Here is a 19,943-nt window from a genome sequence, read left to right as displayed (position 1 = left end):
GCTGCTAAACGCGGGGGTTTGTACTATTCTCGGTGGTTTCCATAGATGGTGAGAGTAACGCAATGACGCCCCCCGAATACCCGGCTGCAGAAAACGGCAAAACCGAAAACTATCATTTTACCGAACAAGTCGGGCACCTGCTGCGTAAGGTTTACCAGCGCCACGTGGCCATCTTTCAGCAGAACGTTGGCGATTCGCAGCTGACCGCAGTGCAGTTTATTACCCTGTGCGCGGTGCGTGACATGGGCCCGAGTTCGTTAACCGAGCTGGTGCAGGTGACGGCGGTCGATCAGGCCACCATTCGCGGCATCGTCGAGCGTCTCAAGGTGCGCGAGCTGATCACCGTCATGCCGGATCCTGTCGACCGGCGCAAAGTGGTGGTCGGGCTGACCGATACCGGTGCCGCGCTGTTGGCGGAAACGGTGCCGCATGCGGCGAAGATCACAGAATTAACCTTCGGCACGCTCAATCCGGCCGAACGTATAGCGCTGATGTTCCTGCTCAATAAAATGCTGGAAGACCAACCGCCCGGCTGATTCGCCACCCGCAACTGCGGTTGTCTGGTGAGTGCGGTGGCGGCGAGGTCACGGCCGATAATACATACCCTATAGCTTTCAAGTTGCAGTCAGACGCCTGGCGGCGACTGGAAAGATGACGGGTATAACCAGAGCGCAGGCGGAGACGCACAATGGCGATATCTGAAGTGCAATCGCCCAGGGAAGGCGCGGTAAAAACGCTGACGGAGCATCCGCTGATGCTGTCGGTTAACGGCGAAAATATTCATACCTGGGTGATGGCAGATACGCCTCTGCTGTTGGTGTTACGCAATGATTTGGCACTCAATGGCCCGAAGTACGGCTGTGGTCTCGGCGAGTGCGGCGCTTGCACCGTATTGGTTGACGGCATTGCCGCGCGCTCCTGCGTGATCCCGGCTTTGGGCGTGACCGGCCGTGAGATCACCACGCTGGAAGGGCTGGGCGATCGCCAACATCTGCATCCGGTGCAGCGCGCCTTTATCGAAGAACAGGCGGCGCAGTGCGGTTACTGCCTGAACGGCATGATCATGACCACCAAAGCCCTGTTGGATCGCAATCCGTCGCCCAGCGACAGTGAAATCCGTCAGGCGCTGTCCGGCAATCTCTGCCGTTGCGGTACCCATATCGAAATCCTGCGTGCGGTTCAGCGCGCTATCACTCTTTGCCGCAGTGAGGAAACCTCGCCCCATGACTGATGCCCCTTCCTTATTGCCGAGCCAGGCCGAGTTATTGCAGCGCCCTGGCACATTGCTGATTATCGATCAGATCCAACCGCCGCCAGGACTGGTGCCGAAAGGCCAGACGCCGAGCCTGAAACCCAAAGAGCCGGGGCTGTTCATCGCCATTTGCGACAGCGGCGAGGTTTACGCTTTCAACGGCCATGTCGATCTCGGCACCGGTGTGCGCACCGCGTTAGGGCAGATCGTCGCCGAAGAGCTTTATCTGCGCATGGATCAGGTGCGCATGGTGCTGGGCGACACCGAAAGCACGCCGAATCAGGGCGCGACCATCGCCAGCGCCACCCTGCAGATTTCGGCGGTGCCGCTGCGCAATGCCGCCGCCGAGGCACGCCGCTGGCTATTGCTGCAGGCGGCGCAACGTTTCGGCCTCAGCGCAGATCAACTGACGCTGGACGACGGCAGCATTGTTGGCCCCCAGGGGCAAAAGGTAAGTTACGGCGAACTGGTGGCCGGCGGGCATATTGAGCTGCCGATCAGCGGCGATGCACCGCTCAAGCCGCAGGCCGAATACCGTTTGGTGGGAACCAGCACCGCACGCGTCGATATCCCGGCCAAGGCCACCGGCGAATCCACCTACGTGCACGATATGCGGCTGCCAAATATGTTGCATGGCCGGGTGGTGCGGCCGCCGTATGCCGGCTACGACAGCGGCGAGTTTGTCGGCACCAGCCTGCTGGCGGTGGACGAACACTCGATTGCGCACATTCCCGGTATCGTCAAACTGGTGGTGGTCGGCGACTTTATCGGCATTGTCGCCGAACGCGAGGAGCAGGCGATCAAGGCGGCGCAGGCGCTGCAGGTGAGCTGGAAGGACTGGCGGCGTAACCTGCCGCAGATGACCGACGTCGCCCAGGCGCTGCGCGATAACCCTCATTCGACGCGGGTGGTGCATGATACCGGCAACGTGGATGCGGCATTGGCCGCCGCCGATCGGCGCTTTACCCGCAGCTACCTATGGCCGTATCAACTGCATGCCTCGATCGGCCCGTCCTGTGCCTTGGCGGATTACCAAACGCAGCAACTGCGAGTGTGGTCGGGCAGCCAGAACCCGCACCTGCTGCGCGCCGATCTCGCCTGGCTGCTGGAATACCCGGAAGAGCAGATCGACATCATCCGCATGGAGGCCGCCGGTTGTTATGGCCGCAACTGCGCCGATGACGTCTGCGCGGATGCGGCGCTGCTGTCGCGAGCGGTGGGCCGCCCGGTGCGGGTGCAGCTCACCCGTGAGCAGGAACACCTGTGGGAGCCGAAGGGCACGGCGCAACTGATGGAAGTTGACGGCGGGCTGGACGCCGCAGGCGATCCGGTCGCCTATGATTTTCGCACCTATTACCCTTCCAACGGTGCACCCACCCTGGCGTTGTTGCTGACCGGCAGGGTGGAGCCGGTGCCGGTGGCTTATGAGATGGGCGATCGCACTTCGGTACCGCCTTATGAATACCCGGAGCTGCGCGTCAGTATTGAGGATATGGCCCCGATTGTCCGCGCGTCCTGGATGCGGGGCGTATCGGCGCTGCCGAATACCTTCGCCCACGAGTCCTATATCGACGAGTTGGCTATTGCCGCCGGTGTCGATCCGCTTGAATACCGGCTGCGTTATATCAAGGACCAACGTGCCACCGAACTGATGCGCAGCACCGCCGAACGCGCCGGTTGGACGCCGCATACCGAACCTATGCAAACCCCGGCGGAAGACGGCGTATTGCGCGGGCGGGGTTTTGCCTATGCGCGTTATATTCACAGCAAGTTTCCCGGCTTTGGTGCCGCCTGGGCTGCCTGGGTCGCCGACGTGGCGATCGACAAGGCCAGCGGTGAAGTGGCGGTCACGCGGATTGTGGTCGGGCACGACGCCGGCATGATGGTCAACCCGGACGGCGTGCGTCACCAGATCCACGGTAACGTGATCCAGTCGACCAGCCGGGTACTGAAAGAGCGGGTGACTTTTGAAGAGTCGACGATTTCCAGCAAGGAATGGGGCGCTTACCCGATCCTGACCTTCCCTGAGGTGCCGGAAGTGGACGTGGTGATGATGCCGCGCCCTTACGATCCGCCGTTGGGTGCCGGTGAGTCTGCGTCGGTGCCCAGCGCGGCCGCCATCGCCAATGCGGTGTTTGATGCCACCGGTATTCGGTTTCGCGAGTTGCCGATCACCTCCGATCGGCTGCGCGAAGCCTTGAACGGCCCGGATAGCGAACGGCAGTCGCCGCCGCCGGTCAAACCCAAACGCAGTAAATGGTGGTTTGGCGGCGTGGCCGGGATCTTCGGCGCCGCATTGGGTGTCGCGACGACGGCACTGCCGTGGCGAGCCGAAATTGCGCCGGTGGCGACTCCGGGTTCCGGCACCTGGTCGGCCGCGACCCTGGAACGCGGTCGTCAACTGGCCGCCGCCGGGGATTGCGCGGTATGCCATACCGCCTCAGAAGGGGCAACCAACGCCGGGGGGCTAGCGATGGAAACCCCATTCGGCACCCTGTACAGCACCAATATCACCCCGGATGTGGAAACCGGCATCGGCAACTGGTCGTTTACCGCTTTCGACCGGGCGATGCGTCAGGGCATCAGCCGCGATGGCCGGCATTTGTACCCGGCGTTTCCTTATACGGCGTTCAGCAAGATGACCGATGGCGATATGCAGGCGCTGTATGCCTACATGATGTCGCAACCGGCGGTGGCGCAAAGCAACCCGGCTAACCAGATGCGTTTCCCGTTCAATATGCGCCCGTTGATGGCCGGCTGGAATGCGCTGTTTCTTCGTCAGGGCGAGTTCCAGCCCAACCCGACGCAAAGCGCGCAGTGGAACCGGGGCGCTTACCTGGTGAATGGATTGGGACACTGCGCCGCCTGCCATTCGCCGCGTAACCTGATGGGCGCGGAAAAGGGCGGCAGCGGCTTTTTGGCAGGAGCGATGGTAGACGGCTGGGAAGCGCCCGCATTAAACCAATTGGCCAATGCGGACAAACCCTGGAGCGAAGAGCAGCTATTCCACTATCTGCGCAGCGGCCATTCTGCCGAACACGGCGTCGCGGCCGGGCCGATGGGGCCGGTGGTCAGCGAACTGGCGACGTTGCCGGAAACTGACGTTCGCGCGATGGCCAATTACCTGATTTCGTTAAGCAGCCCGACGCCGTTGAATCTGGAGCCACAGACTCAACTGGCTACCCGTCTGCCACCCGCTGCGGGGCAGTTGGCCGGAGAACGGCTGTTTCAGGGCGCCTGTCAGGCCTGCCACAGCGCCGCCAGCGGCGGGCCGCAGCTGTTTGGCGTCAGCCCGGATCTGGCCAACAACACCAATATCTTCAGCGAGCGGCCGGATAACCTGATCAAGGTGATTTTGCAAGGTATCGCCAAACCGGCCACGGCCGATCTGGGCTTTATGCCGGGATTCAAAGACAGCTTCTCCGATCGGCAGGTGGCGGACCTGGTGAATTATCTGCGGCAGCATTATGCCGGGGATAAACCGGCATGGCGCGATGTCGAAGCGCAGGTGGCCAAATTGCGCGCCAATCCGGGCAATCATTAATGTCGTTAGAAAGCGGCGCTATTGCGGTTGCAGGGAAGCAACAAGCCGCTGCGCCGGTTACGGTAACTGTTGGCATTGCTTCCTGCGCGGGTGGGGATGTGGTTGGGGAGCGTGCTGCGCAGGTATTCCGGCTAGGGGTTTATTGGCTTTGGGGATTGAAATGTTGTGGCAGGGAGTTAATTGACTTCGAGTAAATTATTTTAATTCAGTTGGAAAAATGCTGATATATATTGGTGGTGCAGTTAACTGCTTCGTGTAATTTATTGTTTTTAGCTGGGTTAATTATATTAGTGTGAATGGCTTTATATATTGACATGACGGCAGTGTATGTTTATATCTATGTCTGCTGTATGCAGATCAAGGATAAAGTTTAAATATAAACATTATAAACAAATAAGGGAATATTATGAAAACGTTAACGAGAGCCGAAATTATGATGATTGGCGGTGGTGGTGAAAGCAGCGTAGATACCCGGACCAGAGTAAATCACTATGGCCGCGGGATATCCGCTAACTACGGGGGGCAGACTTACAACCCGGCAGTTGCTTCAACCCCCGCGATTAGCGCAGAGTGCGCAAGCGCACTGGGTTTTGCAGTGTTAGGTGGGGTGGCGGGATGCCTTGTTGTTCGAGGCGCCAGAGCAATTTTGGGTAGTGTGGTCGGTTCATCAATTGGTTCGCTGAGTGCTTGTTTGGGGAGCGGAAATGGTTCTCAAAACGCTTCAAAAAATAACTCTGGCACCTATAATGGTGGCACCTGCAATTGGTAATAATTACGTATATCACCTTAGTATAATGTGGCTGTGCCAGATATTGGCATAGCCGCATATTAATGTTGAATTGGTGTCTTTTATGAAGGCGTTCATGGCGGCTTTTATTATTGTGCTCGTTGCTATTACGCTATCCCATAATCTGTTTTTTATTGTGGGGCTTAGCCAATATAGCGGTATATTCAGAGTCAACATCCCTTGTGAAGTGGCCAAGTGGATGATTTATTTTTTTGTGCCGTTAGGGATAATGACTCTGATGAAATTTATATATACCTCGACGCGAAGATTTGTCCGTCAATGGAAGCGTCGCAGTCAGTAAGCTGATTATCGACCCAGGATCCGATAAAGGTATATCCCCCATGCCAGAACGTCCTCCCCAACTTTACCGCGAGGGGTATTTTGCCGCTCAGGCCACCAAGGCCGAGGGGGAAGTGATTATCCCCGCCAGCCTCAGTTTAACCGCCTATGCCTGGGTCAGCATTCTGCTGGTGCTGGCTATCGTGCTATTTCTGATCCTGGGTGAATATACCCGCAAAGCGCGACTGGAAGGGGTGGTGATGCCGTCCAGCGGATTGATCAAGGTGGTGGCGCGCAGCGCCGGGCAGGTCACTGAACGCCTGGTGGCGGAAGGGGCGGCGGTCAAGGCTGGTCAGGCGCTGTATCGGCTCAGCGGCGAATATTTCAATGGGCAGGGGATCGGTACGCTGGCCTCGGTTTCTGATTCGTTAAAGCGCCAATATCGCATGCTGGAGCATCAGCGTGCGCAAGAGCTGGCGACCCGTGTCCTGCAGCAAACTGGCGTGCGTCAACGTATCGCGCAACTCAATCAGGAGTTGGCCAGCACAGACGCGGCAATGGTGCTGGTTCAACAACAGCAGAAACTGGCGCATTCGTTGATGGCGCGTTACCGCAAGCTGATCGCCAAAGGCCATGTCTCCGAGCTTGAGTTCCAGCAGCAGCGAATGGCGCTGTCGACGGCACAGGAAAAGGTTGAGCTCCAGCGGCAGTCACAGCTGCGGCTAAAACGCGAGCTTGCGGCGGCGGCTTCAGAACTGCGGACTCTGGAACAGCAGCAGCAGGCGCGTGACGCCGAGCTTGAACGCCAATTGCTGGGCATTAAACAGCAAGAAATCGAACTAGGCGCCCAGCGCGATCATACGCTGACTGCGCCGGTGGATGGCCATATCGCCGTGGTGCTGGCTCGGGCGGGGCAAACGGTAAAACAAAACGATCCTTTGCTGATGATGGTGGCCGACGACGCGCAATTGCAGGTCGAACTCTTTGCTCCGAGTAAAGCGGTGGGATTTATCAAGCCTCAACAGCGGGTAGGTCTGCGCTTTGTTTCATTCCCCTATGAAAAGTTTGGCGTGCAGTATGGCGCCACCCGCGCCATTACCGACACCAGCCTCAGCGCCAGCGAGGTGATGCTGCAAAACCCGATGGTCTGGAAGGAAAACGAAGGGCATTACCGTGTCGTAGTGGCGTTGGATAAAACCACCATTACGGCTATGGCCGGGAGGAGCCGTTGCGCGTCGGCATGACCGTTTCCGCTGATGTGGAACTGGATAGCCGCCGTCTGTACGAATGGCTGCTGGAGCCGTTATGGAGTCTGCAAGGGAGGATCTGAACATGGATGTTACCGAAGTGATTAACTGGGCATGGCGCAAGCGCCTGCCGCTGATCCGCCAGACAGAGTCGGCGGAATGCGGCGTGGCCTGCCTGGCGATGATTGCCGGTTGGCATGGGCATCAGATTGATCTGCCTACGCTGCGGGCGCAATTTAACGTTTCGCAGCTCGGGATGACATTTTCGCAATTGATGAGCTGTGCCGAGCACCTGCACTTAAGTGGCCGCGCCGTGCAGTTGGAGCTTGAAGAGTTGCACCTGCTGTCGCTGCCCTGCATTTTGTACTGGGACATGGATCACTTTACGGTGCTCAAGCGGGTACGAGGGCAAACGCTGGAGCTGCACGATCCGGCGCGCGGTCAGTTGAAAATGAGCCTGCGGGAGGCGGATCGTCATTTTACCGGCGTCGCTATGGAGCTGACGCCGACTCACCAGTTTACCGCCAAAGACCAACGTAAAAAGATCCGCCTGATGGACTTGATTGGCAAAACCCAGGGATTGAAGGCCGCGCTGGGCAGGATCTTCTGCTTCGCTCTGGTACTCGAGGTGTTTGCGCTGATCGGCCCGCTGATCAACCAACTGGTGATTGATGAAGTTTTGGTCGCGCTGGACGCCAGCCTGCTGACGCTGGTGGTCATCGCCATGTTGCTGATGGCCGCCACCCAAACGCTACTGGAACTGGCCCGACAGTGGGCGACGCTGACCATGGCGGTCAACTTCAATATGCAGTGGACGGCGAACGTATTTCACCACCTGTTGCGGCTGCCGATTAGCTGGTTTGAGGCACGCAATATGGGGGACATCAGCGCTAAATTCGATGCGGTCGACACCATTCAGGACACCCTGACCACCACGCTTCTCGAAGCTTTTCTTGATGTACTGCTGGTGGTCGGCACGCTCAGCATGATGTTTTTCTACAGCGCAAAATTAACCCTGGTGGCCTTGGTGGCCGCGTTGGTTTATGGCCTGCTGCGGCTGTTTTGGTTCAGTACGCTGCGTAAAGCGGCAGAAGACAGCTGGGTGGCCGGCACCCAGGAATCCAGCCACTTTCTGGAGAGCCTGCGCGGGGTATTGAGCCTGCGGGTCAACGGGGCACTGACGCCGCGGGAATCGCTCTGGCGTAATCTGAACGTAGCCCGGCGCAATGCTCAACTGCGCGAAAGCAAACTGATGATGGTTTACGGCATTATGCAGACCGTGATCGGCAGCGTGGTGGGGGCGGCGGTGCTGTGGCTGGGGGCCAGCGCGGTGCTGGCCGGTCAGTTTTCGGTGGGCATGCTGGTGGCCTATATGTCTTTTCAGGGCCGCTTCTCCTCCAGTATCAACGGCCTGATCGACAAGCTGGTCGCTTACCGCATGCTGGATGTTTATAACGAACGGCTGGCGGATATCGTGCTGGCAGCGCGTGAAGATGCGGCGTCGCAGGCGACGGGTGGCGCGGGTGGGCAATCAGCGGCCTGCATCTGGCCGAGCGATCGGCCGGCGTTGAGCCTGGAACAGGTCAGTTTTAACTATGCCGGGACCGAGCGGGAGATCCTGTCACAAGTCTCGCTGCAGATCATGCCCGGTGAGGTGGTGGCGCTGGTTGGCGCTTCCGGCAGCGGCAAGACCACCTTGGCCAAGCTGGTACTGGGTTTATACCCGCCGAGCGCCGGGGTGATACGCACGCTGGGCATTGAGCACCGGCAGGCGGATTATCAGCAGGTTCGCCAGCATATCGGGGTGGTATTGCAGGAGGATCAGCTGTTTCGGGGTTCTATCGCTGACAACCTGACATTTTTCTCGTCGCGGGTGGATAAGCAAAAGCTCAGCGAATGCGTTCGTTTGGCACAGCTGGAGCAGGACATCGATAAGCTGCCGATGGGCTACCAGACATTGATCGGGGAAATGGGCACAACCCTGTCCGGCGGACAGAAACAGCGTTTACTGTTGGCGCGGGCGTTGTACAAGCAACCGCAGCTGCTGATCCTGGATGAAGCCACCAGCCATTTGGACCTCAATAATGAGATGCTGATCGGCCAAACCTTGCGCCAGCTTGGCCTGCCCATTTTATTGATTGCCCACCGGCCGGAAACCATTGCCACGGCGGATCGGGTGATCGAACTGGTCGCGGGGCGCATACGGAGCCTGAAAACCTGAGGTAGCCCCTCTCCGGGCGGGAGAGGGGAAGCGACTCAGGCCAGCGGCCCGCCCATAATGGTGTCTTTCATGCCGGAGAGAATGCGCTCGCCGGTTTCGGTTTTCAGCTCCTCGTACCAACTGTGGGTGACGTCCATCTCTTTGCCGTGGGTGACATCGCAACGCTTGCGCGCCTTCAGCACCAAATCTTTCACCCGATAGCTGCGTTTTTCCTGATAACGCAGCAACGCATCTTCAATGCCCAGTGAGTTGGTCTGCAAGGCGATGGCCAATACCACCGCGTCTTCCATGGCCGCGCAGCCACCCTGGCCGATATCCGGCGTGGTGCTGTGCCCGGAATCACCCAGTAAGGCCACGCGCCCGCGTACCAGTTGTTCGAAGGGTTCGATATCGTGGATCTCGACGCGGTTGATGCTGGCGGGATCGACGGCGGCAATCAGTTTCTGCACCGGTTCGGCCCAGCCGGCAAAGTAACGCTGCAGATCGGCGCGTGCGGTGCTGCGGTCTTCCGCCAGCCCGGTCGGTAACGGTACGTCGAAGAAAAAGTAGAAGCGGTTACCGGAAACCGGCATCAACGACACGCGTTTACCCTCACCGACAAAAGTCGTCCACTGGTCGGCCGGGGCGATGGACTCATCCAGGCTGACCAGCCCGTTCCAGTTGACGTAACCGGCATAGCGACGCTCCACCCGGTGGCCCAGCACATAAGGCCGAATAACAGAATGGGTGCCGTCGGCGGCGATCAAAAAATCCCCGCTGGCTTGGCTGCCGTCTTCGAACCAGGCGGTAACGCCTTGCGGGGTTTCTTCAATGCCGCTGACGCGCTTGCCGAAACGCACCTGGTCACGGCCATAGGTATCCAGCAGCATGGCCTGCAGTTCGGCGCGAGCCACCGGATAAGGACGCTCGCCGACGCTGGCGATCAACGGATCCAGGCTAAAACGCGTAAGTGTCTGGCCGTGCAGATATTCCTGATAGGCCATGTAATGCATCGGCCCGCCGAGCGCACGCAGCTGTTCTTTCATCCCCAGATAGTTGAGGCATTTGACGCCGTTAGGCCAGATGGAGATTGCCGCACCGACCGGTTTGATCTCTTTGACCGCTTCAAAGACCTCGGTCTCGATGCCGCTACGCTTCAAGGCGATGGCGGTGCATAAACCGCCGATACCGCCGCCAATAATGATTGCTTTCATGTTGTTCTCCTCCATAGCCATGATGGGGAGAAGCAATTTCCGTACCAGCCCGCCGATGCTCCGCTGTCCACGTAGTCGGACCGCCATCAGGCTTGGCTCTGATGCAATTTGGTGCAACCCATGGGCCGTGACAGGGCATCTTTATCGGGGAAAGGGCAGCCCTGTGCACAGCACGAATGAGTAACAGAAAACCCTGGTGAATTGTTAAACAGGCAAAATAATAGACTACGCTAACTATTAGCCCGTTGCGCTTGTGCGTACCGACGGCGCGCATAAAAAGAATGATATCGCCGCATTGATTAAGGTTGATCGGCATTTTGGAGCGATGAGCAATGAAACTACCCGAAGTCCCGCTTACCCGGCGGCGGTTTATTGTCGGCGCCAGCGCACTGGTGATCGGCGCGTATCTGCCGTCTACCGGCGCACTGGCCCGTGCAACGACGGCCACGGCGCCAGAAAACACCGCTTATGAAGCCAATGCCTTCGTGCAGATCGACGAAAATGGCATTGTTACCGTACTCAGCAAACACACCGAAGTGGGCCAGGGCGTTTATACCGGCATGGCGACGCTGGTTGCCGAAGAACTGGATGCCGACTGGTCGCAGGTGCGGGTGGTGGCCGCACCGGTGGACACCGCCATTTACAAAAATCTGGCGTTCGGTTTTCAGGGCACCGGCGGCTCCAGTTCGGTCGCCAATGCTTATGAGCAGATGCGCCGCATGGGCGCGATGGCACGGGCTATGCTGGTTCAGGCCGCCGCTCAGAGCTGGAAAACCTCAGCGCAGGAAATCACCGTGCAGGATGGCAAAATCCGTCACGCCGCCAGCGGTCGCGAAGCGGGGTTCGGCGAGTTTGCTGCGCTGGCCAGTCAGTTGCCGCCGCCCGATCCCGCCAGTCTGACCCTGAAAGATCCGGCCAATTTTACCCTGATCGGCAAGGTCAGTGGCCTGCACCGGGTCGACTCGCTGGCGAAGACCAACGGCTCGGCGCAGTTCGCTCAGGATATTCATGAACCGGACATGCTGACCGTCACCATCAAAAAACCGCCGCGGTTTGGCAGCAAGGTGGCTTCGTTTGACGCCAGTCGGGCGCTGAAGGTGCCGGGCGTGGTGACGGTGAAGCAGACCGATACCGGCGTGGCGGTGTACGCCAAAAATACCTGGGCGGCGATCCAGGGCCGTGAAAAATTGCAGGTGGAGTGGGACGACTCGCAGGCCGAGCGTCGCGACACTGAGCAGATCTTTGCCGAGTTCCGCCAGGTGGCGCAAAAGCCCGGCGTGGTGGCCAAAAGCCACGGTAAGCCGGGTGAGGTTTTCGACAAGGCGGACAAGGTGATCGAAGCGGAATACACCTTCCCGTATGTGGCCCATGCGCCGATGGAGCCGCTGGACGGTTATCTGTTTTGGGACGGTGAAAGCGTCAAGGCGCGCTACGGTTGCCAAATCCAAACCCTCGACCACAAACAACTCTGCGATCTGTTCCAATTGCCGCCGGAAAAAGTGCAAATCGACACTATTTTGGCCGGTGGCAGCTTTGGCCGCCGCATCGATCTGGGCAACCCGACGCTGGGGCCGGATCTGGCTGCGGATATGGCGGCCGCGGCTAAAGCCATTGGCCCCGGTCACGGGGTCAAAGTGATATGGACACGCGAAGATGACATTCGCAACGGCTGGTATCGCCCGATGATCCTGCACCGGTTGCGGGGCGCGATCCGTGACGGCAAGGTCGTGGGCTGGAGCGACACCGTCGTCGGCCACTCCTGGACGCTCAACAGCGCGATGACGGCGATGGTGGTTAACGGCCTCGATCTGATGATGGTCGAAGGCGCCAGCGAAGTGCCTTACAGCTTTGAAAACTTCCTCTGCGACGCGCATATCGTGGCGGGCAAGGTGCCGACCACCTCATTGAGATCGGTAGCCAGCACCCATACCGGTCACGCGGTGGAAAGCTTTATCGATCAGTTGCTGCAGGAGACCGGGCAGGATCCGATCGAGGGGCGTCTGGCGCTGATGGGCGATGCACCGCGCGAGGCCGGCGTCTTGCGGGCGGTGGCGAAAGCCGCCAACTGGCAGGGGGCGAAGGTGGTGGATGGCCGGGCGCGTGGGGTTGGCGTCGCCAAGGCGTTCAATACCCGGGTGGCGCAGATTGCCGAGGTGTCTATCGGCGAAGGCGGCATTCCCCGCGTGCACAAGGTGTGGTGCGCGGTGGACTGCGGCGTGGCGGTTAACCCCGACGTGATCCGCGCGCAGATTGAAGGCGGTATAGGTTATGGGCTGAGCATCGCGCTGTACGGCAACATCACGTTAAAAGACGGCGTGGTTGAGCAATCCAACTTCAACAATTTCCGCCCGCTGCGCATCGACGAAATGCCGGAAATCGAGGTGATTATCGTGCCTTCAACCGAGGCGCCTACCGGCGTGGGTGAATTGGGGGTACCGACCATTGCACCGGCAGTCGGTAATGCACTGGCGCTGCTGGGGAGGCCCCGCAGCTCACTTAGCCTGCCATTACATCGCCCCAACAGTGACGCCAGCGTCTGAGCAAGGAGAACAGCATGATAACTTTAACCGTAAACGACCAACCGCTGACGTTTGATGGCGATCCCCATATGCCACTGCTGTGGTTCTTGCGCGATGAGGCCGGATTGACCGGCACCAAATTTGGTTGTGGCATCGCGATGTGCGGTGCCTGTACCGTCCACCTGGACGGCGTGCCGGTGCGTTCTTGCATGACGCCGGTGTCCGCCGCCGAAGGCAAGAAAATCACCACCATTGAAGCGATCGGCGAAACGCCGGCGGGCAAAGCGGTGCAGGCGGCCTGGGTCAATCTGGACGTGGTGCAGTGCGGCTACTGTCAGTCCGGCCAGATCATGAGTGCCAGCGCGTTGTTGGCCCAGAGCAAAAATCCAAGCGATGCAGATATCGATGCGGCGATGAGCGGTAACGTATGCCGCTGCGCCACCTACGTGCGCATTCGCGCCGCCATCCACCAGGCCGCCAAAGCGCTGGATTAAGGGAGAAACTCATGAGCAACGCCCTGAGATGGCTATTTTGGTTGATCGTGGCAGTCGTGGTGATAGCGGGCGGTTACGCGCTCTATACCCTGTTGCGGCCGGTCGGCCCGGAGCCTGCTGCGCCGATCGCCGGTGCGCCGGCGGGGATCAGCGATAAACTGGCGCGCGGCGAATACCTGGCGCGGGCCGCCGACTGCGTGGCCTGCCACACGGCACCGGGCGGAAAACCTTTCGCCGGCGGTTTTGCCTTTAAACTGCCGTTCGGTACCATTTACGGCACCAATATTACCGCCGATCCGGAAACCGGCATCGGCGGCTGGAGTGACGAGCAGTTTGTACGTGCGGTGCGTGAAGGTGTTGGGCCGCAGGGCAATCTGTACCCGGCAATGCCGTACACCTCTTACACCGCCATGAGCCGTGACGACGTGTTGGCGATCAAAGAATACCTGTTCAGTTTACCGCCGGTGAAGCAGGCCAATCCGCAAAATGGGCTGTCGTTCCCGTTTAACCAGCGCTGGGGCATGAAGTTCTGGAACCTGGCGTTCTTCAATGAAAAACGCTTCGAGCCGAACCTGAACCAGGATGAGCAATGGAACCGCGGCGCTTATCTGGCGACCGCGCTGGGCCACTGCAGTGAATGCCATACGCCGCGCAATCTGGGCTTTGGCATTAATCAGAGCAAAAACCTCAGCGGTGAAGTGATCCAGGGATGGTTTGCCGGCAACATTACCCCCGATCCACAGACCGGGATTGGTGCCTGGAGTGAACAGCAGCTGTCGCAGTATCTGGCGACCGGTCATGCGGAAGGACGCAGCAGCGCAGCCGGTCCGATGGCCGAGGCGGTGGAAAACAGCCTGCAATACCTGACGCCAGAGGACAATCAGGCACTGGTGAAATACCTGCGCAATATCGAACCTATCGCCACGGACAGCGCCAGCGCGGTCAATTTGCAGCCGAAGGGCGCATTGTCGTCCAGCGCCATATTGCCGGGCGGGCAGGAAGACTCGCTGGGCCGTCGGTTGTTCGCCGGAGATTGCAGCGGTTGCCACCAGTGGAACGGCACCGGCCGCCAGAGCAAATATGCTTCTTTGGTTGGCAGTACCGCCGTTAACGATCCGCAGGGCCGCAGCGTGGTGCAAGCGATCCTCAAGGGCACGCGCATCAGCATTGGCGATCAGCATGAGTTGATGCCGGAGTTTGGCGCTCAATACTCGGACGAGGAAGTGGCGGCGGTGGCGAACTACGTGGTCGGCCAGTTTGGCGAAAAACAAGGCAAGGTCACGGCCAAGCAAGTCGCGGAGCAGCGTAAGCAGTAAGGGTCGGCGAGGGGGAGATCCCCTCGCTACCGTTTTACTTTCTGCGGCGGGACATCACCAGTTTGTCTTTGGGGCGATCCTGCCAGTCGGCAACCTGATTATTGAAGTTATCCGCCAGCAGATAGGCCGGGGATTTCGCCAGCCAGTCAGACAGCGAAATGTCCTGATAGATGCCGTTATCCAGCACGATTAATACTTTAAGATCCTCATCCCCCATATTCTCGATATAGTGGCCGAAGCCCTGCGGCACATACCCCACGTCGGTGGCAGCATATTCCGCAGTCTGCGCATGGCCGTGCGAACTGAACACCGTCATGCGTCCCTTGCCGGAAATATAGTATTGCCATTCATTGGCATTAGGGTGCCAATGCAATTCTCGCACCGCACCGGGTTTGACGATCTCGATAATGCCGGTCATGGTGGTGGATATCGGAAATTCTTTTGAAGAGACCAGGTGCACGCTGCCGGCGTCATTCTCGAAGAAGGGTTTTTGCTTCATTAATTCATAGCGGTGCGCCAGGGGGGCGTTATTTAAACCGCCGTCGCTGGCCGGTAAGGGTAATGCGGGTGGAATAGCACCGCCGACAATATACGCTTCGCCTTGTTTGGCCTTGGAAAATACCGCCGCCGGCATATTCACGCTTTTTTCCAATACCTCTTTTGGCATGTGCGCCACCCAGTCGGTAATGCTGAAGGTGCCGAACTCGGAAAAGTGCCCATTATCAAAGGTCAGGACAAAATGCGCGCCGTCCGCCAGCGCCTGAATCGAGTGCCCGTAGCCCTTGGGGAAGTACCAGACGTCGCCAGGGCCGAAATCCGCCACTTCGCATTTGCCTTCCGGATCAATGATGGTGATGCGGGCATGGCCTTCCAGCATAAATGCCCATTCAGCCGCAATGGCGTGCCAGTGCAGTTCGCGCACGCCGCCCGGTTCCAGCGTCATATCCACCCCGGCTACGCCCTCGGAAATCGGGAACTGCTCGACGGTGGCTTCTCTGGCCCAGCCGTTGGGCAGACTGCGTTTTTTACTGTGGCTAAAGATGTATTTATACAGGTTTTTGGCATCGGCAGCGGGTTGGAAATTGCTGGGTGGGACAATATTGCGGTGCTCATCGGCACTGGCAGATTTAATTATGCCGCCCATAACGCCGGCGGCCGCCGCACTGACTGCGGAAACTTTTAATATATCACGACGCGATAACATATGACTTTCTCCAAATAAAGATGACCCACAGCACAACCGGCTGGTTGGGGTTATTGTTTTTATCGAGCGCAGGTAATTTATTGCCGAGATGGACATGTCAGGCAACGGTTAAATCATAGTGGGTAAAAAGCAGGATGCCGGGAATAATATATTAATTTATGTTACTAATTGAGTGAGGCTGTAATTAATTAATGGCTTTATCAATAATCATCTGTCGGTATCAATTAAATGTGTCGCTTAATTAAATAAAGGATAAACGAGTTTAATTTATTGGCAGGATTATCGGGGCGCCAGTGCTATTTTATTCGGTTGATAAAATAGACCTGCGCTAAAAAAGAGCACGGCCCTGGGCAGTGAGCAACATTGCAGTGCATTTTCGGTAAAGGGTGATGCCAATCACAAAGCGTAACTAAGGCTATTGCCGAAAAATACCAAGTATGACGATACTTTCGCCGCGATCCTGGCGATCGCCAGACATTTTTATTACGGCGTGTTACTGCTCAGGCAGGCAAGACCAAAATAGGAATGCACCTCTCTTTGTGATGAGGCGCATTTTGATTTTGGTCTTTTTTTTTGCTTTTTTTACCGGGGAAATTTGATGGATTACAAACAGTTGGGCCTGGATATACTGGCGAGAGTCGGCGGCAAGGGCAACGTCAGCAAACTGACGCACTGCGCCACCCGCCTGCGCATGGAGTTTAACGATGACAGCAAGGTGGAAGCGAAAGCCATCGAAGCCTTGCCTGGCGTGATCAGCGTGGTGGAGCGTGGCGGCCAGTTCCAGATTGTGGTCGGCAATAACGTGCAGCAAACCTTCCGCACGCTGCAAAAAGAAATCGGCGATCTCGGCGAGCGCCAGAGCGAGAAAAAATCCCAGGCTCGGGGCGGGGTGATTTCGCAGATTATCAGCGTGATTTCCACCACCTTCACCCCGGTGATCCCGGCGATCACTGGCGCGGGGATGATCAAGGCGCTGCTGGCGATCCTCAAACTGACCGGGGTAATCGATGCCGCCAGCCCAACCTATCGTCTGCTGGATACCGTCGCCGACGCGGCCTTTTTCTTCCTGCCGGTGCTGCTGGCGTACGGTGCGGCAATCAAATTCGAATGCAACCCGATACTGGCAATGACCGTCGCCGGCGTCTTGCTGCACCCCAATCTGGCGCAGATGCTGGCGGCGGGTACGGCGATTGATTTCGTCGGTATTCCGGTGCGGTTGGCGGACTACGCCGGCTCGGTGTTGCCGATTATTTTCACCGTCTGGCTCATGTCCTACATCGAGCGCTTTGCCGAGAAAGTCTCGCCGACGATGATCAAGTTCTTCACCAAGCCGATGATTATCCTGCTGGTGACCGCCCCCCTGGCGCTGGTGGTGGTGGGGCCGTTCGGCATCTTCCTTAACGATGTGGTGGCCGCCGGCGCGACGGTCGTCGACGGTAAAGCCAGCTGGCTGATCCCGATGCTGATGGGCGGGCTACAACCCTTCCTGGTGATCACCGGCACCGCCTGGGCGATGACGCCGATCGCCACCGGCCAATTGAGCAAAAACGGTTTCGAAATGATCAACGGGCCAGGCATGCTGGCCTCCAATATTGCGCAGGGCGCCGCGACCCTGTGCGTGGCTTTTCGCACCAAAAACAAAAATCTGCGCCAGTTGGCGTCCTCTGCCGGGTTCACCGCGCTGTTGGGCATCACCGAACCTTCGTTATACGGCGTGACGCTCAAGCTGCGTAAGCCGCTGATTGCGGCGATGATCGGTGGCGGCTGTGCCGGTATTTATGCCGGGCTGAGCGGGCTGGTGCGCTACGCCTTTGTTTCCCCTGGGCTGGCGGCGCTGCCGGCGTTTATCGGTGAAAACCCGATGAATATCGTCCATGCGCTGATCACCTGCGCCATCGCCATGGTGGTGACTTTCGCTCTGACCTGGATCCTGGGGTTCGACGATCCGGTTGAAGAATCGCAGCCTGTGGCAACGGAGACCCCTAGCGGGGACGAGCAACAGATTTTCAGCCCGCTGTCCGGTCAACTGGTGGCACTGGAACAGGTTAACGACGACGTATTCTCACAGGGGCTATTGGGCCAGGGCGTGGCGATACTGCCGCAAGAAGGGGTATTGCGCGCGCCGCTGACCGGTGAGGTGGTGACCTTCCTGCCCTCGAAGCATGCGGTTGGCATCAAGGGTGACAACGGCGTCGAACTGCTGGTGCATATCGGTATCGACACCGTCAATCTGGCGGGACAGCATTTTACCTCCGGGCTGAAAATAGGCGACCGGGTCAAGGTCGGCGACGAACTGGTGCGTTTTGATCTGGCGGCGATCGCCGGGCTGGGTTACGACCTCACCACGCCGGTCCTGGTGGTGAACAGCGAAGACTTCCCGCAGTTGAGTTGCCGCCAACCGGGCGCGGTGGGCTTTGGCCAGCCGATCATTACCCTTAATAATGCGCAGCAGGAGCCGGCATGATTTACCAACGACTGAACGATTTCCCCGCAGATTTTCTGTGGGGGGCTTCCACCTCGGCCTATCAGGTGGAGGGAGCCTGGAACGAAGACGGCAAAAGTCCTTCGATAGTGGATATGCTCGATCACCCCGCAGGCACTGCGGATTTTACGGTCGCCAGCGATCACTATCACCGCTTTCGTGAGGACGTGAAGCTGTTTGCCGAATTGGGCTTAAAGGCTTATCGCTTTTCGATTGCCTGGACGCGGGTGTTGCCCCAGGGCACCGGCGAGGTCAACGCTGCCGGGCTGGATTTTTATCGCCAGTTGATCGATGAATTGCTGAGTTACGGTATCGAACCTGTGGTGACGCTCTATCACTTCGATCTGCCCTATGTGCTTGAGCAACAGGGCGGCTGGTCGAACCGCGCCACCATCGACGCTTTTGTCGACTATGCCGAAGTGCTGTTCGACGCTTTTGGTGACCGGGTAAAGTATTGGCTGACCATCAACGAGCAGAACACCATGATCCTGCACCCGGGCGCGATTGGCACGCCAAAGGGCGGCGAGCTGCCGTCCAAACAGGTGTTGTATCAGCAAAGCCACCATATGCTGGTGGCTCAGGCTCGGGTGATGGCGCTGTGTCATCAGCGCTGTCCGGGCGGGAATATCGGCCCGGCGATTAACACCACCTCGATGTATCAGGAAACCTGCCATCCGCTGGACGCCATCGCGGCCCATAACTGGGAGACGCTGCGCTGCTGGAGTTTTCTGGATGTGGCCGTGCATGGCCGGTATAACCCGCTGGCCTGGCGTTATCTGCTGGATCGCCAACTGGCACCCCAGATGGCGCCGGGGGATGCGGCATTGCTGCTGGAGGGCAAACCGGACTACGTGGCGATCAACTACTACTCGACCGCCACCATTGCCGCCAGCCGCGGTGATGCGTCGGACATCAGCGCCCGTGCCGGCGATCAGCAAATTATGCTGGGGGAACCGGGGGTATACCGTGCGGCGGAGAACCCGTTCGTCGGCAAAACTCGCTACGGCTGGGTAATCGACCCGGTCGGCTTACGGCTGACGCTGCGCAAAACTGCGGAACGTTACCATTTGCCGATATTAATTACTGAAAACGGCATTGGCGCCCCGGACCAGTTACAGGCCGATGGTACAATCAACGACGATTACCGCATTGAGTTTATGCGGCAGCACGTCGAACAGATGCAGTTGGCGATCAACGACGGCGTTGAACTGATCGGCTATTGCCCGTGGGCGGCGATAGACGTGGTCAGCACCCATCAGGGGTACGCCAAGCGCTACGGGTTTATCTATGTCAACCGGGGCGAGCAGGATCTGCAAGATCTGCGGCGGATCAAAAAGCGCAGTTTTGACTGGTACCAACGGCTGATTGTGTCCAATGGCCGGCAACGATAATAAAAACAGAGGGC

13 protein-coding genes are annotated in these 19,943 nt (G+C 58.5%); 11 read left to right on the top strand and 2 right to left on the bottom strand.

Annotated elements, in window-relative coordinates:
* Positions 1-62: 62 nt before the first annotated feature.
* The 6 genes from ACGS9J_RS16125 (at position 63) to ACGS9J_RS16100 (ending at position 9,330) form a co-directional block, all read left to right on the top strand.
* Positions 63-536, top strand: a complete 474-nt coding sequence (locus ACGS9J_RS16125) for a MarR family winged helix-turn-helix transcriptional regulator (protein ID WP_442231873.1) — start codon at positions 63-65, stop codon at positions 534-536.
* Between the two features lie 152 nt (positions 537-688).
* Complete coding sequence (locus ACGS9J_RS16120; protein WP_442231872.1) at positions 689-1,231, top strand: (2Fe-2S)-binding protein; 543 nt, start codon at positions 689-691, stop codon at positions 1,229-1,231.
* Entirely contained in the window at positions 1,224-4,796 is a 3,573-nt protein-coding gene (locus tag ACGS9J_RS16115; RefSeq protein WP_442231871.1) for a molybdopterin cofactor-binding domain-containing protein, read from the top strand. The genes ACGS9J_RS16120 and ACGS9J_RS16115 overlap by 8 nt, the downstream gene beginning before the upstream one ends.
* 406 nt (positions 4,797-5,202) lie before the next feature.
* Entirely contained in the window at positions 5,203-5,565 is a 363-nt protein-coding gene (locus ACGS9J_RS16110) for a hypothetical protein (RefSeq protein WP_442231870.1), read from the top strand.
* Between the two features lie 359 nt (positions 5,566-5,924).
* Entirely contained in the window at positions 5,925-7,106 is a 1,182-nt protein-coding gene (locus ACGS9J_RS16105) for an HlyD family secretion protein (RefSeq protein WP_442231869.1), read from the top strand.
* An 88-nt stretch (positions 7,107-7,194) separates the two neighbouring features.
* Positions 7,195-9,330, top strand: a complete 2,136-nt coding sequence (locus ACGS9J_RS16100; RefSeq protein ID WP_442231868.1) for a peptidase domain-containing ABC transporter — start codon at positions 7,195-7,197, stop codon at positions 9,328-9,330.
* A gap of 35 nt (positions 9,331-9,365) precedes the next feature.
* Here the strand turns inward: ACGS9J_RS16100 and hpxO are convergent, their stop codons facing one another.
* Positions 9,366-10,523, bottom strand: coding sequence for an FAD-dependent urate hydroxylase HpxO (hpxO, locus tag ACGS9J_RS16095; RefSeq protein ID WP_442231867.1), 1,158 nt, complete (start codon positions 10,521-10,523; stop codon positions 9,366-9,368).
* 332 nt (positions 10,524-10,855) lie between these two features.
* Here hpxO and ACGS9J_RS16090 point away from each other — a divergent pair, with 332 nt between their 5' ends.
* Genes ACGS9J_RS16090 through ACGS9J_RS16080 form a run of 3 tightly spaced genes read left to right on the top strand, consistent with a single transcriptional unit; the run spans position 10,856 to position 14,852 of the window.
* The gene (locus tag ACGS9J_RS16090; RefSeq protein WP_442231866.1) at positions 10,856-13,063 is read left to right on the top strand and encodes a molybdopterin cofactor-binding domain-containing protein; all 2,208 of its coding nucleotides are present in this window, start codon (positions 10,856-10,858) and stop codon (positions 13,061-13,063) included.
* Between the two features lie 14 nt (positions 13,064-13,077).
* Positions 13,078-13,536 carry a (2Fe-2S)-binding protein gene (locus ACGS9J_RS16085; protein ID WP_020826797.1) on the top strand — a complete coding sequence of 153 codons (459 nt, stop codon included), beginning with the start codon at positions 13,078-13,080 and terminating at the stop codon, positions 13,534-13,536.
* 11 nt (positions 13,537-13,547) lie between these two features.
* Positions 13,548-14,852: a c-type cytochrome gene (locus ACGS9J_RS16080; RefSeq protein WP_442231865.1), complete on the top strand. Its 1,305-nt coding sequence runs from the start codon at positions 13,548-13,550 to the stop codon at positions 14,850-14,852.
* 34 nt (positions 14,853-14,886) lie between these two features.
* Here ACGS9J_RS16080 and ACGS9J_RS16075 read toward each other — a convergent pair whose 3' ends face one another.
* A complete protein-coding gene (locus ACGS9J_RS16075; RefSeq protein WP_442231864.1) occupies positions 14,887-16,056 on the bottom strand; it encodes a cupin domain-containing protein in 1,170 nt (389 codons plus the stop codon).
* A 598-nt stretch (positions 16,057-16,654) separates the two neighbouring features.
* Here ACGS9J_RS16075 and ACGS9J_RS16070 point away from each other — a divergent pair.
* Together ACGS9J_RS16070 and ACGS9J_RS16065 are read left to right on the top strand one after the other, a co-directional pair.
* Positions 16,655-18,520 carry a beta-glucoside-specific PTS transporter subunit IIABC gene (locus ACGS9J_RS16070; protein ID WP_442231863.1) on the top strand — a complete coding sequence of 622 codons (1,866 nt, stop codon included), beginning with the start codon at positions 16,655-16,657 and terminating at the stop codon, positions 18,518-18,520.
* Entirely contained in the window at positions 18,517-19,929 is a 1,413-nt protein-coding gene (locus tag ACGS9J_RS16065) for a glycoside hydrolase family 1 protein (protein ID WP_442231862.1), read from the top strand. Before ACGS9J_RS16070 ends, ACGS9J_RS16065 begins: the two co-directional genes overlap by 4 nt.
* Positions 19,930-19,943 lie beyond the last annotated feature (14 nt).

It is taken from the genome of Serratia quinivorans, from assembly GCF_052113645.1.
Taxonomy (GTDB): Bacteria; Pseudomonadota; Gammaproteobacteria; order Enterobacterales; family Enterobacteriaceae; genus Serratia; species Serratia quinivorans_B.
This window is presented reverse-complemented; position numbering and strand designations above follow the sequence as displayed.

What these genes read in the sequence shown, in the direction of transcription:
- ACGS9J_RS16125 (WP_442231873.1), top strand. Translation starts at nt 63, where the DNA reads ATGACGCCCCCCGAATACCCGGCTGCAGAAAACGGCAAAACCGAAAAC.
- ACGS9J_RS16120 (WP_442231872.1), top strand. Translation starts at nt 689, where the DNA reads ATGGCGATATCTGAAGTGCAATCGCCCAGGGAAGGCGCGGTAAAAACG.
- ACGS9J_RS16115 (WP_442231871.1), top strand. Translation starts at nt 1,224, where the DNA reads ATGACTGATGCCCCTTCCTTATTGCCGAGCCAGGCCGAGTTATTGCAG.
- ACGS9J_RS16110 (WP_442231870.1), top strand. Translation starts at nt 5,203, where the DNA reads ATGAAAACGTTAACGAGAGCCGAAATTATGATGATTGGCGGTGGTGGT.
- ACGS9J_RS16105 (WP_442231869.1), top strand. Translation starts at nt 5,925, where the DNA reads ATGCCAGAACGTCCTCCCCAACTTTACCGCGAGGGGTATTTTGCCGCT.
- ACGS9J_RS16100 (WP_442231868.1), top strand. Translation starts at nt 7,195, where the DNA reads ATGGATGTTACCGAAGTGATTAACTGGGCATGGCGCAAGCGCCTGCCG.
- hpxO (WP_442231867.1), bottom strand. Translation starts at nt 10,523, where the DNA reads ATGAAAGCAATCATTATTGGCGGCGGTATCGGCGGTTTATGCACCGCC.
- ACGS9J_RS16090 (WP_442231866.1), top strand. Translation starts at nt 10,856, where the DNA reads ATGAAACTACCCGAAGTCCCGCTTACCCGGCGGCGGTTTATTGTCGGC.
- ACGS9J_RS16085 (WP_020826797.1), top strand. Translation starts at nt 13,078, where the DNA reads ATGATAACTTTAACCGTAAACGACCAACCGCTGACGTTTGATGGCGAT.
- ACGS9J_RS16080 (WP_442231865.1), top strand. Translation starts at nt 13,548, where the DNA reads ATGAGCAACGCCCTGAGATGGCTATTTTGGTTGATCGTGGCAGTCGTG.
- ACGS9J_RS16075 (WP_442231864.1), bottom strand. Translation starts at nt 16,056, where the DNA reads ATGTTATCGCGTCGTGATATATTAAAAGTTTCCGCAGTCAGTGCGGCG.
- ACGS9J_RS16070 (WP_442231863.1), top strand. Translation starts at nt 16,655, where the DNA reads ATGGATTACAAACAGTTGGGCCTGGATATACTGGCGAGAGTCGGCGGC.
- ACGS9J_RS16065 (WP_442231862.1), top strand. Translation starts at nt 18,517, where the DNA reads ATGATTTACCAACGACTGAACGATTTCCCCGCAGATTTTCTGTGGGGG.